Raw genomic sequence first — 13500 nt, 5'->3', positions numbered from 1 at the left:
GCCGAGGAACAACATCTCAATTATGCTGCTCGGCAGAAGACGCGGACACGTTCTTTCCTGCAGATAAATCATATCGGAAGCAATTCGATCAACCCTGTTTTATCCCCCCTCAAAGTGTAATGCCGCCCAGATTCGACCGGAATAGGTTCTCGCAAAGGGTGAAAGGCCGCTAGCCAATGCCCCCTCCGATCCTTGGAGCTGACTATGAATTTCCCAAAATGGGCATCAAAATATGACGTCATTCCATGGCACAGTCCCGAATTGTGGGCCACGATATGGTGTTCTACTGGATCCAGACTGTTCGAATCTAGATAGTCGTAGCTCCTGAAAAGCACGGCTGGCGAGAGATATACCGGATCATGCAGCATCTGGATCACAGGGAAATACGAACGTTCGGCGAACAGGTTAAAACCCGAAAGATCAAATCCACATTGATTAAATACGGAGTTCTTTTCAAAGGCTTTGACGTCATTGCAGAGGAAACCGAACTGCTGGACCCGATACGGCATCACTAGTGTAGTAGGACTGGCGATCTCGCGAATGTCTTCAGCGATCGCTTCATATCCCTCGCCAACGACTCCGGCGTCCAACGTCTCCGTGAAAATGATGTCGGGTGCCGAAGGAAGGTCGCCGTCCAGAATTGCCTGCCTTGAGGATTTTGCAATCACCGCGATGCGATCTTGCAATTCGTTGGCCCAGATAATCTCCCGTGCAGCATCAGCAATTCGCTCGTCCATCTCGCATGAGAATACCTTGCGAGCCCCGTATCTGGCGAAGAGCATCGCCGGTAGGCCAGCCCCAGTTCCGATTTCAACAATGGTTTTCCCTTCGACATCACAAGATGCAATCGCCGCTTCTATTGCCGCATTTCGTGCGGAGTCGCGCATCATTGTGAAATGCCACCTAGGAACTTTAGAATCGGCGTGGGCGAGCGAATTGATTTCGTTCATTTTGATCTTTCCAGAGTGTGGTTGTGGGTGAACGATCTCAGGGGGGGCGAGAACGCTAGTTGGGTGTCCCGCAAGCATTCAAAACGCGTCTTCCAACACCACAGCAAAAATCGTGCCGGCCACCGAAACGAAATTGTCACCGAAAGAAACTTGTTCGGGTTGCACACCGCCCCCTTTGCCGCGCTGTAAACGCTAAAACCGACAGGGAAGGCTTTGGTCGAGCCTTCAATGTCTGGAGCGAAGTCGACGGGACGACCAGACAACGAACTGCGGGCAGTCATGGACGCGCTCCTTTGCATCGCCTCCTCAAGCTGGCGGCGGCATTGCCGGACCGCTTCCCGCAAATTTAAGGGTTCAACGCTGGACCTGGCGGACAATGAGACAATGGGCTGTGCAGGACGGTACAACGTCCGCAGGTGGCAGCAGCACGCCTCGCCCTCGGTCGCGAGGCGAGCCCGAGCGCTCCACCATTTACAGCCAAAAAGCCGGGCAACCGACACCCACCGTCGGTTTTGTCGAGTTCGCGACACGATGAGTTCACCGCTCTGCGGATCCCATCTCCTTGATTCGTAATAGGGACACTTATCATGTGCCTTTCTCCTCGCTATTTGGCACAGTTTTTGCTCATCTCGTGCAGGGGCTTTTTATCGCCGCACAGGAATCTCGCCGCTGCCTGGCGGACAATCGTCACCAGGGAAGAGAGAGCAACAGTGGGTTCCAAAATGCGAGTTTCAATCATTGGTGCCGGAAATTGTGGATGCGCGTTCGCAGCTGATTTGATAAACCGTGGCTTCAGCGTCCTTCTTTACGGTCATCCTAACCACCGCCGTAACATCGATGCGATCCGGCGAGATGGTCACCTGACGGCTCGGATGAAGATTGAGGGACGGTTCGAGCCGACTGTCACCACCGAGATGGCTACTGCCGTAGAATTTTCTCGTATTCTTGTGGTCACCGTTCCATCGTATGGGCACGACGACATCATTAGCGAACTGAAGGGCTTCGACCTATGTCGCCACATCATTGTGGCTATCAACGCCAATTTCTTCGCCTTGGCCGGTTCAAAGGAACTGAAGGCTCTGACTATCTTGGAAACCAATGCGTCCCCATATGCATCTTGGATCCAGAAGGGTGAAGTTTTGGTCGCGGGTATCAAGGCCAGTCTGCCGATCGCCGCCTTCCCTAATGCTCTCGATGAGAACCAGTGGTCGCAGATCGCGGATATATTCCCCCAGCCGCTCCAATGGTGCAATAATGTTTTCGAGATTGGGATGCAGTCCAACAATGGGGTGATACATCCGGTTGCAGCGATCCTCAACACTGGGAGGATCGAAAGCACAAAAGGAGACTTCTTGTTCTATCGCGACGGAATTTCATCCTCCGTCGGGAAAGTCATCGAGGCTGTCGACGTAGAGCGCCTGAAGATCGCCGATGCTTTGGGTTTCCGACTCCAGACATTCCTGGAAGAAATGGTCGGCTTCTACGGCGGGGCTTTCGACAAATTCTCAGATTTTGCGTTTCATACGCGCGTTCACAACGCAACCAAGGCAACACCCGCCCACATGCAAGACAGATATGTGGTTGAGGACATACCGTATATTTTAGTCCCTTGGTACGAGCTTGGCACCAAAGTAGGCATAAATGCCCCAACCATCAAGGCTTTCGTCGACATCGCGTCAGCCATCAATGGCATCAAATATTTTGAGAGCGGCCGTAACCTCAAGCGCCTGGGCATGGCTCACATGTCGAGAAGGGAACTCTTGCAGTTCGTCGAGAACGCAACATGCCGTTCACCGTCGTCTTCGACGTCCGCCATTCACCATAATTGAAGAGAACCACATTTGCTTCGGCAGCTTCGGAAGCGTTGGGATTTGGGCTTAAGAGAGAAGGGCCTATGGAGAACAGCGTGGCGAGGCAGGAAAATGTTAGCAATAGCCTCAGACTGCTCCGAAGAGTGTCGATCTCGGAACTCGTCTACGAGCAAGTTCATGAAAAGATCCTGTCGGGCGGATTGCAGCCCGGCGAACATATGAACGAGAACCGGCTGGCTGCCTCGCTAGGCGTGAGTAGGGCCTCCGTTCGCGAAGCTCTTCGACAGCTCGAAAAAGACGGTTTGGTAGAAATCACCAAGAACAAAGGGCCTTTTGTGCGTGACATGCCACTTGAAGAGGCGTGGGATCTCTATGACGTACGCGCCTCTTTGGAGGCGCTCGCTGCGGAACTGGCCGCGAAAAACCGCACCGATGATGATCTAAGACTTTTGGCGCAATGTCTTCAGAGCTCAGAGCACTCGATCAGTCTCGGGGACGCGGCATCGGTGTTTCATTCCGCGGTTAATTTTCACCGGCTTGTTGCGGTTATGTCCGGCAGCCGGAACGTTCTTCAGATGCTGAAGGGGATCTGGGGGCAGATTACCTTATTTCGCAGAAAATTCCCGCGACTTAGTCCGGGGAAGTCGAACGACAGCGTAGAAAAACGGATATTGTCAGCAATTCAGAATCAAAACGCGGAAGAAGCGTCTGCTCTGATGAGGGCCTACGTCTTGGACGCTAAAGATGAGATGATCAAGCTCACCGGGAATTCTCCAGAAGAACACCGCACCAACGGTGTTGCGATGACCGCTTGAGTCGTATGCGCCAGGCCTCTTTTGCGGCGCATGAGGTGAATGGGCGAAGAAGCCTCCCGATCGCTAGAGACGGACGGCCTACGTGGGAGCAGGCGCCAAAATGGACGTCCCATTGGGCGTTCCAACAGCTGGCTACGCAGGCCTGCTCGAAGTTCTAGACGGTCCAACAACGGGACGGCGGGTTCGCGGGAGGCCAAAGATGGAGCCCGGATTGCGGCCGGCACACGCTGGGTCGTTGGGACCGAGCCTGGATCGAGAGTTGATTGTGTGGCGCGATTTCGCATGCGGATCTAGAAATGCAACAATAGTCGCGGAGTCTGGCCGGCGGACGGCGAACTCGACCGCGACGCCGCCGATCTGAAAGTCGACGCGTCCCAGCCGGATGCCGAGCTCTGCCATCGTACGATGTCATCGCGCAGCCGGCGGGTACGGGACCGCAGCGAACATCGGTCAAGGCACGCACGTTCAAGAAGGGAGCAGCTTACGTGCAGTATCTCGGCTCGAATGACTTCGATTGGCTTGCCATTGTAATTCTGGCGGATGACGGTGCCAACAAGAGGACAATTTATATCGTGCCAAGGGCCGAGGTTGACCGGCAGGCTCAGCGAAACGCACCAACCACGAAAACGGCAGACGTTCGGTATTTGACAAATTGCCAGCTCGAACGGCGCTTTGGCAGCTATCGAGACAATTTCGAACTGAAGACGCTGAGTTTAGCCCCAGTGCCTTCGCCAATGCCCGCCTAGCCACCCCAAGACGCGCCTCGTCACCCCGCATAGTTCTCCCCAACGCTAGCCGAGGACCCAGAACAACATCTGGTCAGACTTGCTGACGCTGACCAAGCGTAGGCGGTCCTCCATGAGGTGGCGAAGCGAGTGGGTCGTCGCCTTTGGATCAGTCACACAGGCCGAACATGCTTGCCCAAGGCGGCCGATGCTGAGGATGCACCCTCAGGACGTCCGTAGGTTGGGAACAGCATTGCCGCATGCCGACGCCTTTGATGGCTTCCTTTGCGGCTTTCAGAGCGTCCCCGATCAACGGCACGTTGCGGCGCGAGATGGCATTCTTGATATGACGTCGTCGTGCCATTCGACACTGATGTGCCGTGGCGTAGTCGAGGTGTACGTCTGTTGCCGTCAGGCCCGACACTTCAGCGAGCCGGCACCGGCCTTGAGCAGCCGCCAAACGTGTTGGAGGTCGGCCTTGGCATACGATATTGTGTCGCAGTGCTTGGATAAGGACGTAACCAAACGCCGATGGCTGAGCAACTTGTTCGGTTGTGCGAGGCACTTTGCTATGGGACCTCGTCTTATAGGTATGGAACAGTGACAGCGTTGCCCGGAATAACAGGGCAGAAGGCTTCACCTTGATGTGGCATCCTAAATATTTTTATGGGTCAGCGTCAGCGTCAGCGTCAGCGTCAGTGGCCGTCGGCTCTCGGGTGTGGTTTGGGCGCGATTCCTGCGAACCGTGGGACCGAGCTTTTCCAATGGTTAAGGCACTATAGCCTAGTATTTAAATGCAGCCGGTGCCTTGGCCGTTCTTGTTTCGCCGGTCGAGTGTCGGATCATATAGATAAGCGCAGCAGATGGGAGCTTGCTGATCGGCTTACAGGTCGCCGCAAACGTGCGGGACACTTCGCCGCCGAGATGGTCAAAGCGGCTGCGGCGGGCCACAAACTCGCTGCCACATAAAGAGCGCTCTTTCCACACGTCAGAACGAGCGAGCCCAGCTTTCGTCGCAGAGGCGGCACCGGACTATAGTGCGTTGCGTAGTCACAAGTTCAGGAAGGTCACTGTCTGAAGACGATGTGCTCTTTTCAGTCGGTCTGTTCGCGTTCGTTGCGGCCAATCATTTTTCGTTTGAGGTTGCCGAGCCCTTTGAGGGGTCCGCGTCTCTTGCACTTCTGGAGCCGGCCGACCTCGCACGTGCACACCCCCGCAATAGTGGGCCCTACAATTCAATGACACAGACGAATTCGCCTACTATCTTGGCGATAGGCAAGACAATTGCCCGTTGGACAACCAAGCCAAGTCGCCCTTGCACGCGGGTTGCAGCTACCCTGCACAAGATGTGGCTGACCGGCGAGCCGTTCCGGTGCCAGAAAGCGGCGCTTGCCAACGTTTAGTCGAGGATGTCGAACAACCGTATCCGCTGCGGCGGAAGTCCCGGCAGGGGACCGCGTGAGGGTGAGAGCGACTGTCCGGTGTGCCGGCGGCCGACCAAGGAACGCCGTGAATAAGATGGCGGTTCGCGTGTCTGGCGGCGAAGGTCGCGTGGCTCGGAGGTGAAGCCGGCGAGCAGCTTGCGCTGGTCCAGCGGAGGATCGCGCCGCGCCGTGCATCGCATCTCTCGTCCCGCTGCGCTGCTGAGATCTCTCCTGTTAGGCGGTCTAGGTTTCGCGCTTCGGGCCGAGCACGAACACTATGAGGGCAGCGACGAACGTGGCAACGGCACTGTAGGCAATGGCGCTGGTAATCCCGGCATTCTCCACCAATAGTCCGCCGAAAATCGCGCCGGCTGCGATTGCCACTTGGAATACTGTGACCAGCAGCACACCGGCGCTTTGGGCCTGCTCGGGAACGGCCCTCCGTACCATCCACGTCTGCAATCCCACTGGCACCGCGCCGAAGGCAAACCCCCACGCGGCAACAGCAATCGCCGAGGCCAAGGCCGATGCTCCCGCTGTCAGCAGCGAAACAGCGGCTATCGCTATGAGCAGCGGTGCAAGGGCCGCGACTGCCTTGAGACTGTACTCGGCCAGAAGCCCGCCGGCCAGATTGCCGAAGAATCCGCTGATGCCAAAAGCCAGCAACACAAGCGAGATCGTCTCGACATCCAGCGCGGGAATCTTCTCGAGGAAGGCGCGGATATAGGTGATTCCGGCGAAGTGGCCGGAAGCGACCAGCAGGACGACCAAAAGCGCTATTTTGACCATCGGAATCTTGGCCACATCCAGCAGGCTTCGGAAGCTAGCCACTCCAATCGGAGGCAGTCTCGGAATGGTTATGAGTTGCACGAGCAGTGTAGCGGCGGCGCCGGCTGCGGCGAGCATGAAGGCGCTTCGCCATCCCCAGATATCGCCGACATAAGCGCCGATTGGAGCTGCGCAGACGGTAGCTACGGAAACGCCGGTAAGGATGATCGACATAGCGCGCGGCAGGAGGTGGCTTGGAACGAGCCGCATCGCCAGTGCTGCCGACATCGACCAGAAGCCTCCGAGCGCTATGCCGAGCACGACGCGTGCAGTCAGGAGAACCGCCAGCGACCACGCGCCGGCCGCCAGAACGTCCGACAGGATCAGCAGCAGCGTCATGGTCCACATGACGGTCCTGCGGTCCAGGCGCTTTGTGATGATGGCCACCGTCGGCGCCGAGATCGCCCCGACGATAGCTGTCGCCGTCATCGCCTGTCCAGCCGCTCCCTCGCTGATACCGAGATCATGCGAGAGGGGCGTGAGCAGGCTGACAGGCAGAAACTCTGCCGTGACCAGCCCGAATGTGCCCAAGGAAAGCGAAATGACCGCACCCCATGCGGGACCAGACGGTGGGACGGGCTTTTCTGGGTCGTGCAGAACAGCGTCCATGACGCATGCCGCGGATTGGGTCATGAACGAAGTCTCCACTTTGATGCAATGCAACGTGATGTTGGCTGCCTTGACCCAAATCTAAAAACACAAGCGCATTTCCCGGCGGCGTTGCACGGAGGAGGGGATGTTCATTGCTTCTCGATATTTTGTGACGGTGCGGCGCGCAACATCGATGCCGGTTTCCTTCAGCCGGACAGCGATGTCCTCATCGGAAAGCACGTCGCCGGGAGATTCTGCGGCAATGATCGCTTTGATCCGATGCCGGACAGCTTCGGCGGAGTGCGCATCGCCGCCTTGGCAGGACGCGATCGCGACGGTGAAAAAATACTTCAGTTCAAAGACTCCGCGCGGGGTAAGCATGTACTTGTTCGAGGTCACCCGGCTTACCGTCGACTCGTGCACGCCGATCGCGTCAGCGACGGTTCTAAGATTGAGAGGCCGCAGGTGGGCGACGCCATGTTCCAAAAAGGCATCCTGCTGACGCACGATTTCAGCCGCAACCTTAACAATCGTCTTGGCGCGCTGATCGAGGCTGCGGATTAGCCAGTTCGCGTTTTGCAAGCATTCGTCGAGAAATGCTTGATCTTTCGAATTTTGGGCAGTTTGACGCGTGACTTCGGCATAATAGGTTTGGTTGATCAGCAGCTTTGGCAGCGTGGCGGGATCAAGTTCGATCTGCCACCCGCCTTGCGGCGAGGGCGTGACCCAGACGTCGGGTATGATTGATTCAGACGCACCGGATTCGAATCTGTTCCCAGGCTTGGGATCGAGCGCCCGAATCTCATGCATCATGTCGAGAAGGTCTTCTTCATCGACGCCGCAATGCTGCTTCAGTGCCTCAAAATCCCGTCGCGCAAGCTTTTCAAGATGGGCAACCAAAGCTGCCATTGCCGGGTCGAGCCGATTTCGCTCGCGCAACTGAATCTCGAGGCATTCTCTGAGACTTCGCGCGAAAACTCCCGGTGGATCAAATTGCTGCAAGGTTCCGAGAACCCGTTCCACAACAGCCTCATGGACATTCAGGCTCTCGGCCAGCTCCAAAAGGTTTGCCCGAAGATAGCCAGTGTCTTCCAGATCGGCGGCAAGCTGGCCAGCGATCAGCCGCTCCTGTGGTGTGAACGCAGTGAGGGCGATCTGACGAGCGACATGGTCGTGCAATGTTTCGGCGAGGGTGGCATACTCGTCGAGGGAAGGGCCATTGCCGGGCGGGTTGTTGGTCGTGTTGCGAAGTGATTTCCATTGCCCGAGCCGTTCAGGCGAACCTCCCCCGGTCGGTCCTTCAACGGCGTTTGCCCCAGGGCCGACAGGCTGATCCGCTCCCGAAATCGAAACGTCGTCAAAAGGCCCGCCATCGCTTGATGCAGATTCCAAGAGCGGGTTCTTCTCAATTTCCCGCTCCACGAACTGATGCAGTTCAGTATGCGCCAGTTGCAGCAAGCGAATCGACTCAATGAGTTGAGGCGATGCCACCATGGATTGCTTCTGGCGTTGAAGCAGGCTTGCTGAGGATTGCATGGTGAGCGCGATAATCCTGTCGAGGAGCCTCTTGGGGCCGGCACTGGCACCAGTGAGACGTTTTCTAGGTCAAGCGGCGGCTTTCAGCATTTCGAGAACGTTTTGCGGGGATGAGACGCCATAGGGGTCGGCCTCGCAGTTGTCGGAGAAACCTTCCTCCTCGAACCAGTGCTCCACCACGCCATTGTTGATCAGGGCGGCGTAGCGCCAAGAGCGCATCCCGAAGCCGAGATTGTCCTTGGCGACCAGCATGCCCATTTTGCGTGTGAACTCGCCTGAGCCATCGGGGATGAGCTCGACCTGCTTCAGGCCCAAGGACTTCCCCCACGCATTCATGACGAAGGCGTCGTTGACTGAGAGGCAGTAAATCGCGTCAATTCCCTCCTTCTCAAACTCATCATAGAGCTCTTCGAACTGGGGCAATTGGTAGGTCGAGCAGGTTGGTGTGAAGGCGCCAGGCAGCGAGAACAGGATGACCCGCTTGCCGGCAAAGTAGTCGTCAGATGTCTTTTCTTCCCAGCGATATGGATTTGGCCCCTGGACTGACTTATCGTGAACGCGCGTGAGAAAGGTGACGAAGGGAACTTTCTTTTGAACTGTCATCAAGTTGCTCCTGAAGAAGAAAACTGCCGTTGAATTCTGGCATAGGCTGGCGCAATTCCGAGCAAAGGCTCGTATGCTCGGGCACGGAATGAGGGCCTCGGCGGCTGGCAACTTCCTTTTCCATCCCGACGTATGGGAACGTCTTGGCGGCTGGTCTTGGCCACGCGAACGCAATCGATCTGAGCGAGCTGGAGACCGTCGAGCCGCTTGCTTTCCACGGCTATGGCGCCGGAAGCGGGATCAGTCACCCGCGATCGTGCCCGGGGAAAAGGGATAGCGGCCGGAAGTAGCCAATATCGCAAGCATGTGGCGACCTGAAATGTCACTTCACGCAGACTCGGGTCACTGGACTGGTTCAGCGTGTTGTCGATATGTGGCAGTGACCCGCCGGCCTTAGCTTGGGTGACCCTTTGACGGGGCCCTTGGGCACTCCCATGCTGAACAGAACCGGTAAACGGCATTTGCGCGAGCGGCCCGTGTTGGCGTGCCGGCATCGGACCAGCCATGCGCAAAGCGGCCACCGAGAACGGCCTTCCGGAGGAGACGATGTCCCGATGTTCAGCGGGAACGGGCACCGTCTCCTCAGGCCACTGTCTAGAGCTTCGCGCGTCGGGCATGGTGCAAGTCGCTTTCATCGTAATTTGATGGTGCTCTAACCAGGAGCAGCAAGCGGCGTGCCATTTCAAATAGAGGTGCTGTTGGACCGCCCCCTTCTTCTCGGAGGCCGTGTCTTAGAAGACCGGGAGCGCGCTATGCCGCCTTGTCACATAGGCAACAACGATGCTGTATGGTGCGGATATTCGGCGCTTCAGCCCCGGCTGGGCAAAGAAGAACCGGAAGCCGAGCCGATGCACCACCTGAGGCTGGCGGGCACTCCAGTCGTAGCGTGTGCCGCTAGCGTTCATGGGTGCGCAGCACGGCTATCGCGAACACGCGCCTCTCGCAGCAACATGAGCGCGCGCTCTTGGGCAAGCGCCTTGGCGCCGTGAGGATCGAATTCCCCAATCGTGTCTGTTTGCCGCCCTATTATGTTCGAAATTGGACCAGAATGTCGCAGGCCCGACCTAAAGGTCGCCCGAGGCGTTCTGTCCGACACTGTTCCGTCGCCTTTGTTGGCCCGCGACACCGGCTTATTTCGCCTAGTTCTTCTCTGGCCTCACGCTAAGCCGCTGAGAAGCTGCCACGATTTTTTCTGCTGCGGCCAAATTGGCACGAGATTTGAAGCACCTTCGTTGCGGGCCGGGAGCCGCCGACCGACTTTCATTTCGTGGATGACACGAATGGAACGAAGAAAGAAAAGCAAAATGTCAAATCCGCGTCGGATAGCGTCTATGGGGGGGCCTCGGCGAAAGCCCTTACCCAACAGCTCGCCGCCCTTGTCGACGCTTGCGCAGGAAATCTTGGCCGGCGGCGAGTCAAAGGCCCACCACACGGACTTTACCCTGACCTCGAAGGTACAGGATAATGTTCTGCATCTCGCCGCGCGACGTGCCTAGACAGTTACGCGTTAGCCGATCTTGATAATCGGTCTGCCTCCGGACGACGTCGTCTACATGCCATCTTAGGTCTTCGCTGCCGCAGCGTCCGCCGGTCACCTTCCGCCCTTCCATCGCTATAGAGTGAAGTGCCAGCATGTCCGAACAACTTTTGCCGACGCTGCCGATGTGGCGCGTCGATCACATTGAGCCCTCGCCTGAGATGTTGGCGCTGCGGGCCAACGGTCCGATCCACCGCGTGCGCTTCCCGTCCGGGCACGAAGGCTGGTGGGTCACAGGCTATGACGAGGCCAAGGCGGTGTTGTCCGACGCGGCGTTCCGGCCCGCGGGAATGCCGCCGGCCGCATTCACCCCGGATTCTGTGATTCTCGGTTCGCCAGGATGGCTGGTCTCGCACGAGGGGGGCGAGCATACGCGGCTACGCACGATCGTGGCGCCGGCCTTCAGCAACGGCAGGGTGAAGCAGCTCGCGCAGCAAGTGGAGGCGATCGCCGCGCAGTTGTTCGAGACGCTGGCGGCCCAGCCCCAGCCCGCCGATCTGCGGCGCCACCTCTCCTTTCCGCTTCCTGCGATGGTCATTGGCGCGCTGATGGGCGTGCTCTACGAGGATCACGCCTTTTTTGCAGGGCTGTCCGACGAGGTGATGACGCACCAGCATGAAAGCGGCCCGCGAAGCGCGTCGCGCTTGGCCTGGGAAGAACTCCGCGCCTACATTCGCGGCAAGATGCGGGACAAGCGCCAGGATCCGGGCGACAACGTGCTGACGGATCTGCTCGCGGCGGTCGACCAGGGCAAGGCGACCGAGGAAGAGGCGATCGGCCTGGCGGCGGGCATGCTGGTGGCCGGGCACGAGAGCACCGTCGCGCAGATCGAATTCGGCCTGCTGGCCATGTTCCGCCATCCGCAACAGCGCGAACGTCTGATCGGCGATCCATCCCTGGTGGACAAGGCGGTGGAGGAAATCCTGCGCATGTACCCGCCGGGCGGCGGCTGGGACGGCATCATGCGCTATCCGAGGACCGACGTGACCATCGCGGGCGTGCATGTTCCCGCGGAGAGCAAGGTGCTGGTCGGCCTGCCGGCGACGTCATTCGATCCGCGCCATTTCGACGACCCGGAAATCTTCGACATCGGACGTGACGAAAACCCGCACCTGGCGTTCTCCTACGGGCCGCACAGCTGCATCGGCTTGGCGCTAGCCAGGCTGGAACTCAAAGCGGTGTTCGGTTCGATCTTCCAGCGCTTTCCCGCGCTGCGCCTGGCGGTGGCGCCCGAAGAACTGGAGTTGCGCAAGGAAATCATCACTGGCGGGTTCGAGGAGTTCCCGGTGCTCTGGTGATGCGCGGACGCCACGAGGAATCGCGATGTCCTCGAATTGCCCGCGCGACTGCCGCGCGCCGATCAGATCAGCCAACCAACAGGTGACCAAGATGGACGTGCAAGAAACCACGGCAGCATGCCGGGACGCCTTCGCCGAACTGGCGTCGCCAGCGTGCATTCAGGACCCGTACCCATTCATGCGGTGGTTGCGCGAGCACGATCCGGTACATCGCGCGGTGTCGGGCCTCTTTCTGTTGAGCCGCCACGCCGACATCTACTGGGCGCTTAAAGCCACTGGCGATGCTTTTCGGGGGCCGGCACCAGGCGAACTGGCGCGCTATTTCCCGCGTGCGGCGACCAGCCTGTCGCTAAGTTTGTTGGCGTCTACTTTAGCGATGAAGGAACCTCCAACGCATACGCGTCTGCGCCGGCTGATCTCGCGCGATTTCACCATAGGCCAGATCGACAAGCTGAGGCCGGCCATCGCTCGCATTGTCGCAGCGCGCCTGGACGGCATGGCGCCCGCACTGGAGCGCGGGGAGGCAGTGGACCTGCATCAGGAATTCGCGCTGGCCTTGCCCATGCTGGTTTTCGGCGAACTGTTCGGCATGCCCCCGGACGACATTCTCGGGCTCGTCACCGGCATCAGCGCCATTCTGGAAGGCCTGAGCCCGCACGCCAGCGATCCCCAGCTCGCCGCGGCGGACTCGGCCAGCGCCAGGGTGCAGGCCTACTTCGGCGACCTCATACAGCGCAAGCGCTCCGATTCCAGCCACGACATCGTGTCAATGCTGGTCGGCGCACACGACGGCGATGCCGAGATGCTGTCGGATACGGAATTGATCAGCATGCTCTGGGGCATGTTGCTGGGCGGCTTCGCCACCACTGCCGCGGCCATCGGCCATGCTGTCCTGGCGATGCTGGCGTATCCCGAACAGCGGCACTGGCTGAAAGGTGATGCCATGGGAGTAAAGGCATTCGTCGAAGAAGCCCTGCGCTACGACGCGCCCGCCATGTTCAGCTCCATTCCGCGTATCGCCCAGCGCGACATCGAACTGGGCGGCGTGGTGATCCCGAAGAACGCGGACGTGCGCGTTCTGATCGCGGCCGGCAATCGCGACCCGGACGCCTTCGCCGATCCGGACCGCTTCGATCCCGTGCGGTTCTACGGCACTAGTCCTGGCATTTCGATCGACGGGAAGATCATGCTGGCCTTCGGCCACGGCATCCACTTCTGCCTTGGCGCGCAACTGGCCCGGGTGCAGTTGGCCGAGAGCCTGCCGCGGATCCAGGCGCGCTTCCCCACGCTGGCATTGGCCGAGCAGCCGACCCGGGAGCCCTCCGCGTTCCTTAGGACGTTCCGCGCGCTGCCGGTGCGGCTGCATCGGCAGGAGGGTTAAG

Annotated in this window: 9 protein-coding genes; 5 read left to right on the top strand and 4 right to left on the bottom strand. The window is 58.8% G+C overall.

The window, feature by feature from the left end; all coding sequences use genetic code 11:
- Positions 1 to 68: 68 nt before the first annotated feature.
- Positions 69 to 950, bottom strand: coding sequence for an SAM-dependent methyltransferase (locus NKL06_RS11910; protein ID WP_031210711.1), 882 nt, complete (start codon positions 948 to 950; stop codon positions 69 to 71).
- Between the two features lie 710 nt (positions 951 to 1660).
- Here NKL06_RS11910 and NKL06_RS11905 point away from each other — a divergent pair.
- The 3 genes from NKL06_RS11905 to NKL06_RS11895 all read left to right on the top strand — a co-directional run bounded on the left by NKL06_RS11905 (position 1661) and on the right by NKL06_RS11895 (position 4322).
- Positions 1661 to 2779 carry an NAD/NADP octopine/nopaline dehydrogenase family protein gene (locus tag NKL06_RS11905; RefSeq protein ID WP_352580310.1) on the top strand — a complete coding sequence of 373 codons (1119 nt, stop codon included), beginning with the start codon at positions 1661 to 1663 and terminating at the stop codon, positions 2777 to 2779.
- 65 nt (positions 2780 to 2844) lie between these two features.
- Positions 2845 to 3576, top strand: coding sequence for a GntR family transcriptional regulator (locus NKL06_RS11900; protein WP_023694330.1), 732 nt, complete (start codon positions 2845 to 2847; stop codon positions 3574 to 3576).
- Positions 3577 to 4061: 485 nt separating this feature from the next.
- Entirely contained in the window at positions 4062 to 4322 is a 261-nt protein-coding gene (locus tag NKL06_RS11895; protein ID WP_156939180.1) for a hypothetical protein, read from the top strand.
- A gap of 1646 nt (positions 4323 to 5968) precedes the next feature.
- Here NKL06_RS11895 and NKL06_RS11890 read toward each other — a convergent pair.
- The 3 genes from NKL06_RS11890 to NKL06_RS11880 all read right to left on the bottom strand — a co-directional run bounded on the left by NKL06_RS11890 (position 5969) and on the right by NKL06_RS11880 (position 9283).
- A complete protein-coding gene (locus NKL06_RS11890) occupies positions 5969 to 7186 on the bottom strand; it encodes an MFS transporter (RefSeq protein ID WP_352580307.1) in 1218 nt (405 codons plus the stop codon).
- Positions 7187 to 7243: 57 nt separating this feature from the next.
- Positions 7244 to 8680, bottom strand: coding sequence for an RNA polymerase factor sigma-54 (gene rpoN, locus NKL06_RS11885; protein ID WP_031210715.1), 1437 nt, complete (start codon positions 8678 to 8680; stop codon positions 7244 to 7246).
- Between the two features lie 69 nt (positions 8681 to 8749).
- Positions 8750 to 9283, bottom strand: coding sequence for a peroxiredoxin (locus tag NKL06_RS11880; protein ID WP_023694335.1), 534 nt, complete (start codon positions 9281 to 9283; stop codon positions 8750 to 8752).
- A 1632-nt stretch (positions 9284 to 10915) separates the two neighbouring features.
- Between NKL06_RS11880 and NKL06_RS11875 the strand changes: the two genes are divergently transcribed.
- Complete coding sequence (locus NKL06_RS11875; RefSeq protein ID WP_023694337.1) at positions 10916 to 12118, top strand: cytochrome P450; 1203 nt, start codon at positions 10916 to 10918, stop codon at positions 12116 to 12118.
- 91 nt (positions 12119 to 12209) lie between these two features.
- Positions 12210 to 13499 (top strand): cytochrome P450, encoded by a 1290-nt coding sequence (locus NKL06_RS11870; protein ID WP_031210716.1) that lies wholly within the window; start codon positions 12210 to 12212, stop codon positions 13497 to 13499.
- Position 13500 lies beyond the last annotated feature (1 nt).

The sequence above is a fragment of the Mesorhizobium sp. C268A genome (assembly GCF_040324475.1).
Classification (GTDB): Bacteria; Pseudomonadota; Alphaproteobacteria; order Rhizobiales; family Rhizobiaceae; genus Mesorhizobium.
This window is presented reverse-complemented; position numbering and strand designations above follow the sequence as displayed.